Annotated in this window: 17 protein-coding genes; 11 read left to right on the forward strand and 6 right to left on the reverse strand. The window is 71.9% G+C overall.

The window, feature by feature from the left end; all coding sequences use genetic code 11:
- Positions 1–68 precede the first annotated feature (68 nt).
- Positions 69–566, reverse strand: a complete 498-nt coding sequence (locus tag ACFVZH_RS16905) for an ATP-binding protein (protein ID WP_384897930.1) — start codon at positions 564–566, stop codon at positions 69–71.
- A gap of 329 nt (positions 567–895) precedes the next feature.
- Between ACFVZH_RS16905 and ACFVZH_RS16910 the strand changes: the two genes are divergently transcribed.
- The 5 genes from ACFVZH_RS16910 (at position 896) to ACFVZH_RS16930 (ending at position 5,990) form a co-directional block, all read left to right on the forward strand.
- Entirely contained in the window at positions 896–1,768 is an 873-nt protein-coding gene (locus tag ACFVZH_RS16910) for a helix-turn-helix domain-containing protein (RefSeq protein WP_384897932.1), read from the forward strand.
- Between the two features lie 62 nt (positions 1,769–1,830).
- On the forward strand, positions 1,831–3,288 hold the full coding sequence (locus ACFVZH_RS16915; RefSeq protein WP_384897934.1) for an aldehyde dehydrogenase family protein: 1,458 nt from the start codon (positions 1,831–1,833) through the stop codon (positions 3,286–3,288).
- Positions 3,289–3,414: 126 nt separating this feature from the next.
- Positions 3,415–3,954 (forward strand): DinB family protein, encoded by a 540-nt coding sequence (locus ACFVZH_RS16920; RefSeq protein ID WP_384897936.1) that lies wholly within the window; start codon positions 3,415–3,417, stop codon positions 3,952–3,954.
- Positions 3,955–3,999: 45 nt separating this feature from the next.
- Positions 4,000–4,614 carry a PadR family transcriptional regulator gene (locus ACFVZH_RS16925; protein ID WP_384898076.1) on the forward strand — a complete coding sequence of 205 codons (615 nt, stop codon included), beginning with the start codon at positions 4,000–4,002 and terminating at the stop codon, positions 4,612–4,614.
- Positions 4,615–5,015: 401 nt separating this feature from the next.
- A complete protein-coding gene (locus ACFVZH_RS16930; protein ID WP_384897938.1) occupies positions 5,016–5,990 on the forward strand; it encodes a WD40/YVTN/BNR-like repeat-containing protein in 975 nt (324 codons plus the stop codon).
- Between the two features lie 48 nt (positions 5,991–6,038).
- On the opposite strand, the gene ACFVZH_RS16935 is transcribed toward ACFVZH_RS16930, so the two are convergent.
- Both ACFVZH_RS16935 and ACFVZH_RS16940 read right to left on the reverse strand, forming a co-directional pair.
- Positions 6,039–7,451, reverse strand: coding sequence for a glutamate decarboxylase (locus ACFVZH_RS16935; RefSeq protein ID WP_384897941.1), 1,413 nt, complete (start codon positions 7,449–7,451; stop codon positions 6,039–6,041).
- A 72-nt stretch (positions 7,452–7,523) separates the two neighbouring features.
- Positions 7,524–8,813, reverse strand: coding sequence for an ion channel protein (locus ACFVZH_RS16940; protein WP_384897943.1), 1,290 nt, complete (start codon positions 8,811–8,813; stop codon positions 7,524–7,526).
- Between the two features lie 127 nt (positions 8,814–8,940).
- Here ACFVZH_RS16940 and ACFVZH_RS16945 point away from each other — a divergent pair, with 127 nt between their 5' ends.
- Positions 8,941–9,702, forward strand: a complete 762-nt coding sequence (locus ACFVZH_RS16945) for a MerR family transcriptional regulator (protein WP_384897945.1) — start codon at positions 8,941–8,943, stop codon at positions 9,700–9,702.
- A gap of 35 nt (positions 9,703–9,737) precedes the next feature.
- Here ACFVZH_RS16945 and ACFVZH_RS16950 read toward each other — a convergent pair whose 3' ends face one another.
- Positions 9,738–10,106 (reverse strand): YbjQ family protein, encoded by a 369-nt coding sequence (locus ACFVZH_RS16950; RefSeq protein WP_384898078.1) that lies wholly within the window; start codon positions 10,104–10,106, stop codon positions 9,738–9,740.
- Positions 10,107–10,256: 150 nt separating this feature from the next.
- Between ACFVZH_RS16950 and ACFVZH_RS16955 the strand changes: the two genes are divergently transcribed.
- Positions 10,257–10,958 carry a DedA family protein gene (locus tag ACFVZH_RS16955; protein ID WP_384897947.1) on the forward strand — a complete coding sequence of 234 codons (702 nt, stop codon included), beginning with the start codon at positions 10,257–10,259 and terminating at the stop codon, positions 10,956–10,958.
- Positions 10,959–10,992: 34 nt separating this feature from the next.
- Here ACFVZH_RS16955 and ACFVZH_RS16960 read toward each other — a convergent pair whose 3' ends face one another.
- Both ACFVZH_RS16960 and ACFVZH_RS16965 read right to left on the reverse strand, forming a co-directional pair.
- Positions 10,993–12,651 carry a threonine/serine exporter family protein gene (locus tag ACFVZH_RS16960; protein WP_384897949.1) on the reverse strand — a complete coding sequence of 553 codons (1,659 nt, stop codon included), beginning with the start codon at positions 12,649–12,651 and terminating at the stop codon, positions 10,993–10,995.
- A gap of 116 nt (positions 12,652–12,767) precedes the next feature.
- Positions 12,768–13,259, reverse strand: a complete 492-nt coding sequence (locus ACFVZH_RS16965; RefSeq protein WP_015034462.1) for an inorganic diphosphatase — start codon at positions 13,257–13,259, stop codon at positions 12,768–12,770.
- 103 nt (positions 13,260–13,362) lie between these two features.
- On the opposite strand from ACFVZH_RS16965, the gene dacB reads away from it, so the two are divergent.
- The 4 genes from dacB (at position 13,363) to hpt (ending at position 17,791) form a co-directional block, all read left to right on the forward strand.
- The gene (gene dacB, locus ACFVZH_RS16970) at positions 13,363–14,760 is read left to right on the forward strand and encodes a D-alanyl-D-alanine carboxypeptidase/D-alanyl-D-alanine-endopeptidase (protein WP_384897951.1); all 1,398 of its coding nucleotides are present in this window, start codon (positions 13,363–13,365) and stop codon (positions 14,758–14,760) included.
- Positions 14,761–14,843: 83 nt separating this feature from the next.
- On the forward strand, positions 14,844–15,983 hold the full coding sequence (locus ACFVZH_RS16975; RefSeq protein ID WP_384897953.1) for a zinc-dependent metalloprotease: 1,140 nt from the start codon (positions 14,844–14,846) through the stop codon (positions 15,981–15,983).
- 207 nt (positions 15,984–16,190) lie between these two features.
- Positions 16,191–17,210: a tRNA lysidine(34) synthetase TilS gene (gene tilS, locus ACFVZH_RS16980; RefSeq protein WP_384897955.1), complete on the forward strand. Its 1,020-nt coding sequence runs from the start codon at positions 16,191–16,193 to the stop codon at positions 17,208–17,210.
- A gap of 41 nt (positions 17,211–17,251) precedes the next feature.
- Positions 17,252–17,791, forward strand: coding sequence for a hypoxanthine phosphoribosyltransferase (gene hpt / locus ACFVZH_RS16985; RefSeq protein WP_043226634.1), 540 nt, complete (start codon positions 17,252–17,254; stop codon positions 17,789–17,791).
- The last annotated feature ends 130 nt before the right edge of the window (positions 17,792–17,921 follow it).

The raw sequence follows: 17,921 nt of genomic DNA on the forward strand, positions 1-17,921 counted from the left end.
ACACGACGAAGGGCCCCGGCGGCGTGCGCCGGGGCCCTTCCGCCTCGTGTCCCGCTCGGTGGGGCGTGCTACTCCGGGCCCACCCGGAACAGCGCCCACACCACCTTGCCCTGGAGCGCGCCGGCGAGCGGGTGCCAGCCCCAGCTGTCGCTGAACGAGTCCACCAGGAACAGTCCGCGCCCCGACTCGGCGGAGAAGTCCTCCTCGCCGCCGCGCGCCTCCGGGCTCTCCCCGCTGGGGTCGCGCACGGCGCACACCAGGCGCGAGGCCCAGCGCATGAGGTGCAGCCGGACCGGCGGGTTCTGGCCTTCTTCCTGGGGCGCGTCGGACGGCACCGCGTGGCGCAGCGCGTTGGTGACGAGCTCGGAGACGACCAGTGCCACATCGTCGAAGCGTTCGGTCAGCTCCCAGCGGTCGAGCGTCGCACTGGTGAACTTCCGGGCCCCGCGCACGGCTTCGTACCGGGCGGGCAGGGCGCAGGACGCGGAGGTGGAGACGGCGCCGGGATCGAGCGGCGGTAGGCCCTGCCGTAAAGGCTCGAGCACGGTCGATCCATTCGTCCCCATGCGAGGCACTCCCGGGAATCGCGACTGTGGTGCGACAACACGACAACACGAACGAGTACGCGGCTGCGCGGGGTCCATGGTTCCGAATGCGCCCACTGGATGCAAGGGCAGATGCACGTGCACGCGCCGGACCTGTCCGTCCCCGTGCCGAATCTGTGCATAAGTCGTCCACTCGTTGAGGCGAACTTTCCACGATGTGCGCGTGGTGCGGCCGCGACTGCCCGGATCTCGCCGCCATTCCGTAATCGAATGTGTACGCGCTGAAGCGTTTGGTGGCAGAATCCGGGGCTCGACGGGGGCTCGACACCGTAAAGGGGAGGCTGGGAGCCGTGACCGCAGGCGAATCGAGCGGAGCTAACGGGAGCGTGGTGCGGCGCATCCTGCTGGGCTCCCAGCTGAGGCGGTTGCGCGAGTCGCGCGGGATCACCCGCGAGGCGGCCGGCTATTCGATCCGGGCATCCGAATCCAAGATCAGCCGTATGGAGTTGGGGCGGGTGAGCTTCAAGGCCAGGGACGTCGAGGATCTGCTCACGCTGTACGGAGTCGGGGACGAGGCCGAACGCGGCTCGCTCCTCGGCCTCGCCCGCGAGGCCAACGTCGCCGGGTGGTGGCACAGTTTCGGCGACGTCCTGCCGGGCTGGTTCCAGACGTACATCGGTCTCGAAGGCGCCGCCTCCCACATCCGCGTCTACGAAGTCCAGTTCGTCCACGGCCTGTTGCAGACCGAGGCGTACGCCCAGGCGGTCGTCACCCGGGGCATGCCCGACGCCCCGCGCGCCGAGATCGACCGCCGGGTCGCCCTCCGCCTGGAGCGCCAGAAGGTCCTCGTCTCCGAGCGCGCCCCGCAGTTCCACGCCGTCCTCGACGAGGCCGCGCTGCGCCGCCCCTACGGCGACCGGTCCGTCATGCAGGGGCAGCTGAGGCACCTCATCGAGATCTCCGAGCACCCCGGCGTCACGCTCCAGGTCATGCCCTTCAGCTTCGGCGGCCACGCCGGCGAGAGCGGCGCCTTCACGATGCTGAGCTTCCCCGAGTCCGACCTCTCCGACATCGTCTACCTGGAGCAGCTCACCAGCGCCCTCTACCTCGACAAGCGCGAGGAGGTCGCCCAGTACCAGCGGGTGATGGAGAGGCTCCAGAAGGACGGTCCGGATCCGGCCGAAAGCCGGGACCTTCTCCGAGGTCTCCTCCAACTCTCCTGATACATCAGTACGATGACGCCACATCAGTCGCACTGCAGGTAGCGGGTAGAGGGGTCTCCACCATGTCGCACTTCACCGACCTGGCCCACCAGTACATAGACGGCGAGTGGAAGCCGGGCAGCGGCTCGTGGGACATCATCGACTTCAACCCGTACACCGGGGAGAAGCTCGCGTCGATCACGGTCGCCACCGCCGACGAGGTCGACCGCGCCTACCGGGCCGCCGAGCGCGCCCAGGCCGCGTGGGCCGAGACCAACCCGTACACGCGCCGGCTCGTCTTCGAGCGCGCGCTGCGGATCGTGGAGGACCGCGAGGAGGAGATCGCCGAGACGATCGTCGCCGAGCTCGGCGGCACCCGCCTCAAGGCGGCCTTCGAGCTCCACCTCGCCAAGGAGTTCCTGCGCGAGGCGGTCCAGCTGGCGCTGCGTCCCGAGGGCCGCATCCTGCCCTCGCCGGTCGACGGCAAGGAGAACCGCGTCTACCGCGTCCCGGTCGGCGTCGTCGGCGTCATCTCGCCCTTCAACTTCCCTTTCCTCCTCTCGATCAAGTCGGTCGCGCCCGCGCTCGCCCTCGGCAACGCGGTCGTCCTCAAGCCGCACCAGAACACCCCGATCTGCGGCGGCACCCTCGTCGCCAAGGTCCTGGAGGAGGCGGGTCTCCCCGCCGGTCTGCTGAACGTCGTCGTCACCGACATCGCCGAGATCGGCGACGCGCTGCTGACCCACCCGGTCCCGAAGGTCATCTCCTTCACCGGCTCCGACAAGGTCGGCCGCCACGTCGCCACGGTCTGCGCCCAGAACTTCAAGCACGCCGTCCTCGAACTCGGCGGCAACAGCGCCCTGATCGTCCTCGACGACGCCGACGTCGACTACGCGGTCGACGCGGCCGTCTTCAGCCGCTTCGTGCACCAGGGCCAGGTCTGCATGGCCGCCAACCGCATCCTGGTGGACCGCACGCTGGAGGAGGAGTTCACCGAGAAGTTCGTGGCGAAGGTGAAGACCCTGCGCGTCGGCGACCCCGCCGACCCCGCCACCCACATCGGCCCGCTCATCAACTCCCAGCAGGCCGAGTCCGTCTCCTCGCTCGTCGACCAGACGGTCGCGGCCGGCGCCACGGCCCTGCTGCACGGCACGGTCGACGGCAACCTCGTCTCCCCGTCCGTCCTCACCGGCCTCGCCGCCGACTCCCCGATCCTGAGCCAGGAGATCTTCGGCCCGGTCGCCCTCGTCGTCCCCTTCGACGGCGAGGAGGAGGCCGTGCGGATCGCCAACGACACCCCGTACGGGCTCAGCGGAGCCGTCCACACCGGAGACGTCGAGCGGGGTGTGCGGGTCGCCAAGCGCATCCACACCGGCATGATCCACATCAACGACGGCACCGTGCACGACGAGCCGATCGTGCCCTTCGGCGGCGAGAAGCACTCGGGCGTCGGGCGCCTCAACGGCGACGCGATGGTGGACTCGTTCACCACCCAGAAGTGGATCTCGATCCAGCACGGCCGGAGCCGTTTCCCCTTCTGACGCGATTCCCTTCCAATGAGGACAGCAGCTGTCCGCATTGGTCCGTAGTTTGGTGGGTGTCGGGAAGGCCCCAAGCCCCCCGGCACCCATCGGCGTAGACGCGTAGGCGTACGGAAGGCGGACATCATGGTTGCTCTCGTTCCCTCGGAGGCCCAGGGCGACGAGCGCGGTGCGCTCCTCAACTTCGTCGAGGAGCAGCGCGCCGCGATCCGCCGCTCCCTCCTCGGACTCACCGAGGAGCAGGCGGCCGGCCGTCCCAGCGCCAGCGAGCTCACCCTCTCCGGCCTGCTCAAGCACGTCGCCGAGGTCGAGCTCAACTGGCTCCGCCTCGCGCAGCAGCGGCCGAACGAGCGCCAGCGCACCGAGGAGACCTGGGGGGAGGGCTTCCGGCTCGTCGGGGACGAGACGATCCCGGAGGTCGTCGCGTTCTGGGCGGGCGTCGCGAAGGAGACCGAGGACTTCGTCCGCTCCGTGCCGAGCCTGGACGAGACCTTCCCGCTGCCGGTGGCGCCCTGGTTCCCCGCCGACGGCAAGGTGTCGATCCGCTGGATGCTGCTCCACCTCGTCCAGGAGACGGGCCGGCACGCCGGGCACGCGGACATCATCCGCGAGTCCCTGGACGGCAAGACCTCCTTCGAACTGATCGCGGCCGAACGAGAGGCGTGACCCCCGCGCGTACCCTGGTCAAAGTTGACCAGGGAGGTACGCGGGATGTCGGCGATCCGGCTGCTCGTCCTGGGCGCGGTGAGACAGCACGGCCGCGCCCACGGCTACCAGGTGCGCAACGACCTCGAATACTGGGGCGCCCACGAGTGGTCCCACGCCAAGCCCGGCTCGATCTACCACGCGCTGAAGCAGATGGCGAAGCAGGGACTCCTGCACGCCCACGAGATCGCGCCGAGCGCCGCGGGCGGCCCGCCGCGCGTCGAGTACGAGCTGACCGAGCGCGGCACCGAGGAGTACTTCGCGCTGCTGCGCGAGGCGCTGACCACGTACGACCAGAAGACGGACGTCCTGTCGGCGGGCATCGGATTCATCGTCGACCTCCCCCGCGAGGAGGCGGCGGAGCTGTTGCGCCGCCGGGTCCGCGCCATCGACGAGTGGCGGGCGACGGTCACCGAGTACTACACGCCGGAGGGCGGCCCGGAGCAGCTCGGGCACATCGGCGAGATCATGCACCTGTGGCTCCACTCGGCGGACGCGGGCAAGGCGTGGACGCTCGGCCTGATCGAGCGGATCGAGGGCGGGGCGTACGTGTTCGCGGGGGAGGGCGACCCCTTCGTGGGCGTGCTCGCCGAGGGTGAGGAGAACCCGTACGCGGGCTGACCGGTGATCCCCGGATTCGTCCTCCGAGAGTGGGAACCCGAAGGCGTCGAGCGGTGTATTCAAAGCAGTGGTTCACCGCGAACCGCCCGAGGGGCAAGGGGGATCGTGCGATGCGCAGGTCCGTGGGAACGGTCGGCGCCGTCGTGGCGCCGGTGTTGGCCGTACTCGTACTCGCACTGACGGCGTGTACGGATACGGCGTCGGAGACGCGGTCGGGGTCGGCGTCGAGGGCGGGGTCGGGGGCGTCGGATTCCCGTGCCTCCGGTTCTCCCGGCACCCCGGTGCCGGCGGGGGTGTTCGGTGCGCCGCCCCGCATACCGTCCGGTGAGGGGCTGCCCGGCTGGGCGCACGGCCTGGGGTTCGCGCGGGACGGCAGCGGGTTCGCGCTGATCGTCGGGTGCGTGAGCGCCCAGGCTGCGCCGGGGGCCGGCTTCTGCCGGCAGCAGGTGGCCGTGCGGGACGCGGGGGCGGACGCGTGGGTGATGCGGCGGTCTCCGCTGCCCGAGATACCGGTGACGCAGGGCGTCTCGGCGAACCTGCTGGCCCTCGGGCCCGGCCGGGCGCTGATCGAGGACGGCGGCGGCGACCGGCCGGAGCGGACCTGGTTCACCGGGGACGGGGGGCGGAGCTGGCGCGCCGTGGACCGGCGGACGGTCGGCACGGTCCCGGGGATACCCGACGGCGCCGTGCTCACCACCGACTGCGCCGCACCGGCCGGGGCGCTGCCCGACGCCTGCCTGCGCGAGCGGCTGGTCGTGGTGTCGCCGCAGGACGGCCGGCGGCGGGCGCTGACCGGGGCGCCGCTCCTCGGAGCGCACCCGCTGCCCGCGGCGCAGCCCGAGCCCGACGGGTCCTGGTGGGTCTCGGGGACGGATCCGCTGTCCGGGCGGGCGGTGGTCGCCTTCTCCCGGGACGCCGGGCGCGGCTGGACCGTGAGCCGGCTGCCGGGCCCGACGGGCCGGCCGGGATCGCGGATCGTGGTCGCGGTCGGACCGGACGCGGTGTACGCGGCGGACCGGGGCGAGTTGACGGGTGGTGAGCCCGTCAAGAACCCGCTGCGGGCGCTGCACCGATCGCTCGACGGGGGCCGGACCTGGGAGCGGGTGTGGACCACCGGCCCGACCGGGGAGCCGCGCACGCTGATGGGCGTGCCGGTGCCGGGCCCGGGCGGCCGGGTGGAGATCGGCGGGGAGCTGTCCGGGTACGGGAGCGTGGACGGCGGCCGTACGTTCACCCCGCTCGACGACGGCACGCACTACGTCCGCCGCACCCCGCTCGGTCTGCTGCGCGAGGGACCCGGCTGTCAGTACGCGCTGACGGCGGACGGGGTGCGGTGGTCGGAGTTGCGGCTCGGGTGCGAGGACGAGCTCTCCTGAGCCCCGGCCCGCCGCGGGGCCGGGGGACGGACCCGGCCCGGCGGCGGGTCAGTGGTGGAAGGAGGTGGCCGCGGCCGCGTCCTGGGTGAACGGCTGCGACTGGCTGCGGAGTTCGGGGAGCAGCTGCCGGAGGTCCTCGATGAGCAGATCGGCCAGGTCGGCGGAGAAGCCGTTGCGGCAGACCACGCGCAGGACGGACAGGTCCTCGCGGTGGGCCGGGAAGGTGTAGGCGGGGACCAGCCAGCCCCGTTCGCGCAGCCGCCGGGAGACGTCGAAGACATTGAAGGAGGTGACGTCGGAGGACGTGGTGAAGGCGAAGACGGGCAGCTCGTTCCCGCGGGTGAGGAGGCGGAAGTCGCCCATGGCCTCGATGCGTTCGGCGAGGCCCCGGGCCACGTCGCGGGCGGTCTGCTGCACCGCCCGGTAGCCCTCCCGGCCCAGCCTGAGGAAGGTGTAGTACTGCGCGACGACCTGGGCGCCGGGGCGGGAGAAGTTGAGGGCGAAGGTGGGCATGTCGCCGCCCAGGTAGTTGACGCGGAAGACGAGCTCCTCGGGGAGTTCGACGGGTGAGCGCCACAGCGCCCAGCCGACGCCCGGGTAGACGAGGCCGTACTTGTGGCCGGAGGTGTTGATCGAGGAGACGCGGGGGAGGCGGAAGTCCCAGACCAGGTCCTCGTCGAGGAAGGGGGCGACCATGGCGCCCGAGGCGCCGTCGACGTGGACGGGGATGTCGAGGCCGGTGCGTTCCTGGAGGGCGTCCAGGGCGGCGCAGATCTCGGCGACCGGCTCGTAGGAGCCGTCGAAAGTGGAGCCGAGGATGGCGACGACGCCGATGGTGTTCTCGTCGCAGAGCGCGGCGGCGGACTCGGCGTCGAGGTGGAAGCGGTCGCCGTCCATGGGGACGAGCCGGGCCTCGACCTCCCAGAAGTTGCAGAACTTCTCCCAGCAGACCTGGACGTTGACGCCCATCACCAGGTTGGGGCGGGCGCTGCCCGGGTAGCGGTCGGCGTTCCGTGTCGCCCAGCGGCGCTTGAGGGCGAGTCCCGCGAGCATGCACGCCTCGCTGGAGCCGGTGGTGGAGCAGCCGACGGCGGTGGACGGGTCCGGGGCGTTCCACAGGTCGGCGAGCATGGCGACGCAGCGGCGCTCCAGTTCGGCGGTGCGCGGGTACTCGTCCTTGTCGATCATGTTCTTGTCGCGGCACTCGGCCATGAGGACACCGGCCTGGGGCTCCATCCAGGTGGTGACGAAGGTGGCGAGGTTGAGCCGGGAGTTGCCGTCGAGCATCAGCTCGTCGTGGACGAGCTGGTAGGCGCTCATCGGCGGCAGCGGTCCGTCGGGCAGGCGGTGGTGGGGTGGCGCCTCGGTCATGCCGCCGACCGGGTTGGCCTCCCCGAAGAAGGGATTGAGCGCGAGCCGGCGCTCGGCCGGGGAGGGGTGGGGGCCTTGGTGCAGCGCCATGGGGGACTCCTTCTGTCGGGTGGGGCGGGCCGCCTGGCGGCGGGGGTGCCGGGGCGGCGGGGGAGCCGGGGGTCAGCGCAGGGCGTTGCCGGCTTTGTCGAGTTCGAGCTGGGGGCGGCCGGTGACGATCAGCCAGGCGGGGAGGGTGGCCACGCAGAGCACGGCGAGCATCGCGGGGGAGGCGGCGAGGACCGCGCCGGTGAAGAGGCTGAGCCAGCCCTGCCGGGTGGTGGCGAGCAGGACGCCGAGGACGCCGGAGGAGACGGCGACCGCCGGGTGGACCTCGGGGACGAGGGCCTGGGCGAGCAGCCCGAAGGCGGATCCGATGAAGACGGCGGGGAAGATCCGGCCGCCCCGGAAGCCGCAGGAGGCGGCGACGAGCAGGGCGACGAGTTTGACCACGGCCATCCGGGCGAGTTCTCCCGAGGACCAGCTGCCGATCGAGGCGGTCAGCTCCTTGACCTCCTCCAGGCCCTTGAAGAGGGTCAGGTGCCCGCCGACGGCGCCCAGCAGGCCGAGCGCGAGGCCGCCGAGGGGCAGCATCAGCATGGGGTGGCGCAGGCGTCGGAAGGCGACGTGGGCGTAGGGGAAGAGGTAGCAGGAGGCGAGGCCGAAGACGGCCGCGGCGGAGGTGATGACCAGGGCGGCGAGCAGGTCGCCGAATCCGGGGTCGTCCAGGGGCGGGAGCCCCATGTCGAAGGTGGGCTCGGCCAGCAGCTGCGTGGTCAGCGCGCCGGCGCCGGCGGCGACGAGCGGGGCGAACAGCCGGTCCCAGAGGGAGCCGCTGCCGGGCCGGCTCGCCAGGGCCTCCGAGAGGATGAGGGCGGCCGCGACGGGGGTCCCGAAGAGGGCGCCGATGGTGGCGGCCGAGGCCAGGACGACCCAGGCGGCGGCCGGCACCGAGGGGGAGATCTTGTGACCGCACCAGTAGATGAGGGCGATGTTGCTCGCGATGATCGGGTTCTCGGGGCCGAGGCTGACGCCGCCGGCGAGCGCGAGGGTGCTGGCGAGGAGGAGGCCCGGCACCACGCCGATGGCGAGCGGAGCTCCGCCGAGTCCCACGGAGGCCGGGTCGGGTCCGGCGTGTCCGGGCACCTTCCAGACCACGAGTCCCACGGCGATGCCGGTCGCCGTGAGCATGGAGATCATCCAGACGGAGGAGTAGCCGCCGATGCCGAGGGCGTCCGGCAGGTCGTCCCAGAGCACGTCCTGGAACTCCTCCGCGAGGGCGCTGATCCCCAGGTACAGCAGGCTCGCCACCACCCCGACCAGGAGTGCGGGCAGCACTTGCGGCAGCAGGACCCGCAGGGGGGGCTCGGCGGCGCCGGGCGACGGCGCGGGCGGAGCGTGATCGGTGGCCACCGACCCACCATAAGTGAGCAAAAGCCGCATAACATCCCGAGATTGCGCGTCGAACGGACTTGCACCTCACGTCGCGTCAGGCCCGAGGCTGAACTGCGTACCCAAAAGAGAGAAGGGCGGAAGACCGATGGACTACTCCGTGGGACGGGTCGCCGGCCTCGCCGGGGTCACGGTGCGCACCCTGCACCACTACGACGCGATCGGGCTGCTCTCACCGGGCGGCCGCAGCACGGCGGGGCACCGCCGCTACGACGACGCGGACCTCGACCGGCTCCAGCAGATCCTGTTCTACCGGGAACTCGGCTTCCCCCTCGAAGAGGTCGCCGTCCTCCTCGACGACCCGCACGCCGACCCGCAGGAGCACCTGCGGCGCCAGCACACCCTGCTGACCGCGCGGATCGGCGAGCTCCAGAGGATGGCGGCGGCCGTCGAGCACGCCATGGAGGCGAAGAGGATGGGCATCAACCTCACCCCCGAGGAGAAGTTCGAGGTGTTCGGGGACAAGGACCCCGAGCGGTACGCGGAGGAGTCCACCCGCCGCTGGGGCGGCACCCACTCCCACGAGCTGGCGCAGGCCCGCGCCGCCACGTACGACAAGGAGGACTGGCAGCGGATGAAGGACGAGGTGGACGCCTGGGGCGCCGCCTACGGCGCCGTGATGGACGAGGGCCACGGCCCCGCGTCCGAGGAGGCGATGGACCTCGCCGAGGCCCACCGCCGCCACATCACCACCTGGTTCTTCGAGTGCCACCCGAAGACCCACGAGGGGCTCGCCGAGATGTACGTCGCCGACGAGAACTTCCACGCCTTCTACGAGTCGATCCGCCCCGGCCTCCCCGAGCACCTGCTCGGAGCCGTCCGGGCGAACGCGGCGCGCCGCGCGGACTGACCCGCGCGGACCGACCCGCGCGGGGCCGGTCCCGCTCAGGCGCGCGGCGCGATCACCACCGCCGTGCCGTACGCGCACACCTCCGTGCCCACGTCCGCCGCTTCCGTCACGTCGAAGCGGAACATCAGCACGGCGTTCGCGCCGCGGGCCTGAGCCTGCTCCACCAGGCGTTCCATCGCCTGGTTGCGGGTCTGCACCAGGGTCTTCGTCAGGCCCTTCAGCTCCCCGCCGATCATCGACTTCAGCCCCGCGCCGATCTGGCTGCCCAGATGGCGCGAGCGCACGGTGAGCCCGAAGACCTCACCGATCACCTGCCGGACCTCGAACCCCGGCACGTCGTTCGTGGTCACGACCAGCACGTCGGGGTGCGGCTCCTGGCCGCCTCCGTACTCCTCGATGCCCATCGGCATGCACCTCCTGAACCCCCACCCTCAGGGGCGGGGGCCGGGTCCGCATCCCGTGGGAGCCGGGTGGAACCGGGGGCGACCGGCCCGCGTTGATAGCTTGGGGCCAGCCGTCCCCAAGCCCCCACCGACCGCAGGAGCCCGGAACCCGTGAACACGCTTGCCCTCGGACCGAGCTGGTTGGACCCCGACTATCTGATCGGGACCTTTGGTCTGATCGGTGTCCTGGTCATCGTCTTCGCCGAGTCCGGCCTCCTCATCGGGTTCTTCCTGCCCGGCGACTCGCTGCTCTTCACCACCGGCCTCCTCGTCACCACCGGAAAGCTCGACACGCCGTTGTGGCTGGTGTGCACCCTGGTGGTGGCGGCCGCGATCCTCGGCGACCAGGTGGGCTACCTCTTCGGCCGCAAGGTCGGGCCGTCCCTCTTCAGGCGCCCCGACTCCAAGCTCTTCAAGCAGGAGAACGTCGAGAAGGCGCACGAGTTCTTCGAGAAGCACGGCCCGAAGTCGCTGATCCTGGCCCGCTTCGTCCCCATCGTGCGGACGTTCACCCCGATCATCGCCGGTGTCAGCCGGATGAACTACCGCTCGTTCATCACGTTCAACGTCATCGGCGGTGTCCTGTGGGGCGCCGGCGTGACCCTGCTCGGCGCCTCCCTCGGCAAGATCGAATTCGTGCACCGGCACATCGAGATGATCCTCGTCGGCATCGTCCTGATCTCCGTGGTCCCGATCGCGATCGAGTTCCTCCGGGCCCGCTCGCAGTCCAAGAAGGCCCAGAGCCGGGGCGACCACGACGCCCCCGGCACCCCCAACCCCCAGGGCCCCCGCGGCCGCCACGCCAAGCGGTAACGCCCCCACCGGCTCCCCCCGGGGGGGAGGGGGCCTAGAAGCCCCGGGTCCGCTTCGCCGCCCGGCGCGCCGCAGCCGCGCCGGGCGCCCGCATGAAGAGCCGGGCCAGCTCGCTTCCCAGGTTCACCCCGATCGCGATCGCCAGGGCCAGGGCCGCCGCCTTCGCCAGCGAGGCGAAGCCCTGGTCCAGATTGTTCTGGGCGATCGCGAGCACCCCGAAGTACGTCGCCGAACCCGGCAGCAGCGGGCCGATCGCCGCCGTCACGTACGGCAGCGACGAGGTGTGGTGGTAGCGGGCGATCAACTGCCCGAAGAGCCCCACCAGACCGGCCGCCACGGCCGTCGCCATCACCGTCGAACCCTGGGCGGTCACCGCGATCGACGCGTAGATCACCCACGCCACCCCGCCGTTCAGCGTCGCGAACAGCACCGTCGACCGCGACTGCTGCAGCAGGACCGCGAAGGTCGCGCACAGCACCATCGACGCCAGGATCTGCGTCACCGGCCGTTCCACCGGCCGCAGCACCCCCTCCGGGTTCAGCTGCGCGTCGAACTGCACCGCGATGTAGAGCACCGACAGCACGCCCACCACGATCGCGACGAAGAAGTACGCGACCTCCAGGAGCCGGGCCGACGCGGTGATGTAGAAACCCGTCAGACCGTCCTGAACGGCCGCCACCAGCGCCCGCCCGGGAATCAGCGCGAACAGGCCACCGGTGATCACCGCAGACGGCCGCAGGTCGGCGTGCAGCAGCGTCAGGAGCACCCCCATCGCCGCCGGGGGCATCGCCGCCACCAGGAACTGGTAGAACTCCGGCAGCCCCCGCCCCGCGCACAGCCACGCCAGCCGGTCGCCGAGCACCGCGCCCAGCGCCGCCACCAGGAAGACCGTCGGACCACCGCCGAGCAGCACCGAGGCCGCGCCGGCGAGGACGCCCGCCGCCGCCGTCAGCACCCACCCCGGATACGGATGCCGGTTCCGCCGTATCTCCGCGAGCCGCCGGTACGCCTCCTCGGGCGACACCTCGTGCGACCGCGCGTTGATGTCCGCGATCAGCTGGTACACCGCCGCGAGCCGCGTGTAGTCCGTCCCCCGGCGCCGCACCGTCCGGTTCGCCGTGATCGGATCGTCCACCAGCGACGGCTGGTAGGTGACCGACAGCAGGGTGAACGTGACCGTCGGCTCGACCCGGTCCAGACCGTACGAGCGGCAGATCGCGAACATCGCCGCCTCGACGTCCTCCGCGCCCTCCCCGCCCGCGAGCAGCAGCTCGCCGATGCGCAGGGCCAGGTCGAGCACACGCGGCACCGACGGCCCGGACTCGTCCTCCTTGCGCGAGGACTCGGGCACCGGCCGCTCGTGCACCGGCAGCCGCAGCATGGTCCGCATCCGGTCCTGCCACGGCGCGTCCTGGGCGAGCCGCACCAGCGGCACGCCGTACGCCGGGGTGAACACCGGCGGCGAGTCCTTCGCCGAATACGTGGCCGGCGTCGCGAACGCCGACTTCTCCTGCTCCGGCGGCGGCTCCGTGGTCAGACCGGGCGGCAGGGCGAACTCGGAGGTCGGATGCTCCTCCTCGGGCGGCGCGGGCTGCTCCACCCCCGCCGGCGGGACGAACGCGCTCCGCGCCTCGTCCGACTGCGGCTTCCGGTCCTCCGGATCCGCCTCGGCGCCCTCCGGCTCCGCCACCACTCTCTCCGCCTCATCCCCAGGGAATCGTGGATTCCAGTATGGAGGTGCGACGGACGTGCGAAAGGCGGTGCACCCGGAGAGGTGCACCGCCTTCACACGATCACGACAGCGGGGGCTCAGTGACCGCCCTGCTCCTTGGCGCGCGCGTACGACTTCTCGATCTCGGCCTCGGCCTCGGCGCGACCGACCCAGTCGGCACCCTCGACCGACTTGCCCGGCTCCAGGTCCTTGTAGACCTCGAAGAAGTGCTGGATCTCCAGGCGGTCGAACTCCGCGACGTGGTGGATGTCCCGCAGGTGCTCCATGCGCGGGTCCGTGGCCGGGACGCAGAGCAGCTTGTCGTCGCCGCCCGCCTCGTCGGTCATCCGGAACATGCCGATCGCGCGGCACTTGATGAGGCAGCCCGGGAAGGTCGGCTCGTCGAGGATCACGAGCGCGTCCAGCGGGTCGCCGTCCTCACCGAGGGTGTTCTCGACATAGCCGTAATCGGTCGGGTAGGCCGTCGACGTGAACAGGCGACGGTCCAGGCGGATGCGACCCGTCTCGTGGTCGACCTCGTACTTGTTCCTCGACCCCTTCGGGATCTCGATGAGAACGTCGAACTCCACGGGTGGCTCCTCCTGAATCAACACAAGTGAATGCTCGCGACGACGCGCGGTGATTAAGTGTCCCTCACGCACGTGTGTGATCGCGAAAGGGGCTGGTCAGCAGATGCCGGAGCCGAGGATGTGGCAGCTCACGGCGGGCTCCGCCGCCCTCGGACTCGTCCTGGCCGCCGCCGCGGTGACCGCGGCCGGGCCGTGGGACGGAGGCCAGCGTACGGCCGAGCGGGCCCGTGCCGCCGCCCCCGCGGCGGGTGGCACACGTCACGCCCCCGCCCCGGCCCCCGCCCCGCCCCGCCGCCCGGCCCCCGCACCCAGCGCCCCCGGCGTCCTCGCCGCCCTGCACGCCCCGGCCCCCGCCGGACGCCCCGCCGACCTCGCGGCCGTCCTCGTCCCGCTCCTCGCCGACCCCGGGCTCGGCCCGCTCCGCACCGCCTCCGTCGTCGACACCGCGACGGGCGAGCAGCTGTACGGCGAAGGCGCCCGCACCCCGATGACCCCCGCCTCCACGGTCAAGATCGCCACCGTCGCGGCCGCACTCTCCGCCCTCGGCCCCGACCACCGCATCGCGACCACCGTCACCGCCGCCCCGGACGGCCGCACCCTCACCCTCACCGGCGGCGGCGATCCCACCCTCGACGCGGCCCGCCTGAAGGCCCTCGCCGCCGACACCGCCCGCGCCCTCCGGAAGCGGGGCCATACCTCCGTACGCCTCGCGTACGACACGGGCCTCTACCGCGGCCCCGCGCTCCACCCCATCGGCCCCAACGAGAACATCGCCCCCGTGGTCGCCCTCATGACCGAGGAGGGCCGCCTCGACGGCAGCCGCAGCGGCCCCGCGCCCCGCACCGCCGACCCGGCCGGCGACACCGCCCGCGCCTTCGCCGGCCACCTCGCCGGCGCCGGGATCAAGGTCACCGGCGACCCCGCCCCCGGCCCCACCCCGAAAACCGCCCCCCTCGCCCGTACGTACTCCGCACCCCTCGCCGACCTCGCCGAGCGCACCCTCACCCACAGCGACAACGACCTCGCCGAAGCCCTCGCCCGGCAGACCGCCCTCGCCCACCGACGCCCCGCCAGCTTCCAGGGCGCCGAGCGGGCCGTACGGGACGAACTCGCCCGGCTCGGCCTCCCCCTCGCCGGCGCCCGCTTCGCCGACGGCAGCGGACTCGACCGCCGCGACCGCGTCTCCGCCGCCCTCCTCACCGGACTCCTCACCCGCGCGGCCGACCCCGCCCGCCCCGCCCTGCGCCCCCTCCTCACCGGCCTTCCCGTCGGCGGCTTCACCGGCACCCTCGCCGGCCGCTACGACACCGCCCCGGCGGGCGCCGGACTCGTCCGCGCCAAGACCGGAACCCTCACCGGCGTCAACACGCTCGCCGGAACCGTCGTCACCCCCGACGGACGCCTCCTCGCCTTCGCCTTCCTCGCCGGCCGCACCCTCTCGCCGTACGAGGCCCAGCCCGCCCTCGACCGCCTCTCCGCCGCCCTGACCGGCAGCCGCTGACCCCGGCCCCCGGCCACCGCCGACCCGCGGCGAACCCGCACCGAACCCACCCCGATCAGGCGCCGAGACCGTACGGTTGACGCATGACGAGCATCGGTGGCGCAGGCACATCCGGGATGGTCGACTGGAACCTCGCGGTCGCGACCGCGACCCGCCTCGTGCGGCCCGGACCCGAAGTCAGCCGCGACGAGGCCCGCGAGGTCGTCGCCGAACTCCGCAAGCACGCCAAGGCATCCGAGGAACACGTCCGCGCCTACACCCGCATGATCCCCGAGGGCGCGGAACCGCACGACACGCCCGTCCTCGTCGTCGACCGCGCCGGCTGGATCAAGGCCAACGTCGCCGGCTTCCGCGAACTCCTCACCCCGCTCCTCGGCAAGATGCAGGAACGCCGCTCCGGCACCGCCGGCAACGCCGTCCTCGGCGCCGTCGGCGGCAAGGTCACCGGCGTCGAGCTCGGCATGCTGCTGTCCTTCCTCGCCTCCCGCATCCTCGGCCAGTACGAGACCTTCGCCCCCGCCACCCGCGACCTCCCCGCCGGGACCAACGGCGGCGGCCGCCTCCTCCTCGTGGCGCCCAACATCGTCCACGTCGAACGCGAACTCGAGGTCTCCCCACACGACTTCCGGCTCTGGGTCTGCCTCCACGAGGAGACCCACCGCACCCAGTTCACCGCCGTCCCCTGGCTCCGCGACCACCTCCAGGGCGAAATCCAGTCGTTCCTCACCGCCACCGACGTCGACCCGGGCACCGTCGTCGAGCGTCTCCGCGAAGCGGCCCAGACCCTCGCCGGCGGCCGCCCCGAAGGCGAGGAGGGCGAACCCGCACCCTCCCTCGTCGAACTCGTCCAGACCCCCGAACAGCGCGAGATCCTCGGCCGGCTCACCGCCGTCATGTCCCTCCTCGAAGGCCACGCCGACTACGTCATGGACGGCGTGGGACCCCAGGTCGTGCCCTCCGTCGCCGAGATCCGCGAGAAGTTCCAGCAGCGCCGGGCCCGCGGCGCCTCCCGCCTCGACCTCGCCCTGCGCAAGCTCCTCGGCCTCGACGCCAAGCTCCGCCAGTACCGCGACGGGGAACGCTTCGTCCGCGCCGTCGTCGACCAGGTCGGCATGGACGGATTCAACCGCGTGTGGACCTCTCCCAACACGCTCCCCACCAAGACCGAGATCGCCGCCCCCGCCGACTGGATCGCGAGGGTGCACCGTAAGGCAGACTCGTGAGACAGGTGCGGCAGACGGCATAGGAACACGTGAGAACACCCCACCAATCACCCATCCGAGGGACCCTGGGCATGGGGTGAGGCGTGCAATGCTCGGGTAACGGCCGGGTTTCTGTCACCATCGACGCACTCTGAGTGACCGAACCCCCCTTTCCGACCGTTAAGACTCCGACCGAGGCACCCCACCCCATCACGAAGGGCACCGGACATGGGTCCCCATCCTGCGGTCGCGGCGATACGCCTGGCGGTCCGCCGCGTACTCCACGACGTTCTCACCGAGCACCAGACCGACCCCACCACCGCACCCGACGCACCCGAACCCCTGGTGCTCGTCGCGTGCTCCGGAGGCGCCGACTCCATGGCGCTCGCCTCCGCCCTCGCCTTCGAAGCCCGCAAGCTCCCCGTGCGGGCCGGCGGCATCACCGTCGACCACGGCCTCCAGGACGGCTCCGACAGCCGCGCCACCGAGGTCTCCGGACGCATGACCACCCTCGGCCTCACCCCCGCCGAGGCCGTCACCGTCACCGTCGGCCGCGAAGGAGGACCCGAGGCCGCCGCCCGCGACGCGCGCTACGCCGCACTCGACGCCGCCGCCGCACGCCACGGAGCCGCCGCGATCCTCCTCGGCCACACCCGGGACGACCAGGCGGAAACCGTCCTGCTCGGCCTCGCCCGAGGCTCCGGCATCCGCTCCCTCTCCGGCATGGCCGCCGTCTCCGGCGCCGCCCGCCGCTACCGGCGCCCCTTCCTCCACCTCGACCGCCAGACCGTCCGCAAGGCATGCATCGCGCAGGAACTCGCCGTCTGGGACGACCCCCACAACAGCGACCCCGCCTACACCCGCTCCCGGCTCCGCCACGAGGGACTCCCCGCCCTCGAGAAGGCCCTCGGCAAGGGCGTCGTCGAAGCCCTCGCCCGAACGGCCCAGCTCTCCCGAGACGACGCGGACGCCCTCGACACCTGGGCCGCCGACGCCGAGACCTCCGTACGCGACGAGGCAGGCGCCCTCGAATGCGCCAAGCTCTCCGGGCTGCCCCCCGCCGTACGCCGCCGGGTCCTGCGCCGCGCGGTCATCGCGGAGGGCGCCCCCGCCGGCTCCCTCTTCGCCCGCCACATCGAGGAAGTCGACCGACTCATCACCGGCTGGCGCGGCCAGGGGGCCATCAACCTGCCCGGCCGCGTCGAAGCCCGCCGCCAGGGTGGCAGACTGGTCATCCGGCAAGGCTGACGCACGCTGCAACGAAAGTGACCCGGGTGAACGAGAAGGACATGGGCACCGACCTCCAGTCGGTGCTCATCACCAAGCAAGAGATCGACGCCAAGCTGGCAGAGCTGGCCGCGAAGATCGACGCGGAATACGCGGGCAAGGACCTGCTCATCGTCGGTGTCCTCAAGGGCGCCGTGATGGTGATGGCGGATCTGGCTCGCGCCCTTTCCACCCCCGTCACCATGGACTGGATGGCCGTCTCCTCCTACGGCGCCGGCACCCAGTCCTCGGGCGTCGTCAGGATCCTCAAGGACCTGGACACCGACATCAAGGGCAAGCACGTCCTGATCGTCGAGGACATCATCGACTCCGGCCTGACCCTGTCCTGGCTGCTGTCGAACCTCGGCTCGCGCGAGCCCGCCTCCCTCGAGGTGTGCACCCTGCTGCGCAAGCCCGAGGCCGCCAAGGTCGCCATCGACGTCAAGTGGATCGGCTTCGACATCCCCAACGAGTTCGTCGTCGGCTACGGCCTCGACTACGCCGAGAAGTACCGGAACCTTCCGTTCGTCGGCACGCTCGCCCCGCACGTCTACGGCGGCTGAACACCCGGCAGCACGGGGAACCCGCACCGCCTCCCCTCCGTTGAACCACGGGAAGGCGGTCGCGGGCGACGATGCTGAGGTACCGTCCGAAGAACAGCTTTTTCACACAGCAGCTCTCACAGCAGCATTT

Source organism: Streptomyces sp. NPDC059534, assembly GCF_042743475.1.
Taxonomy (GTDB): Bacteria; Actinomycetota; Actinomycetes; order Streptomycetales; family Streptomycetaceae; genus Streptomyces.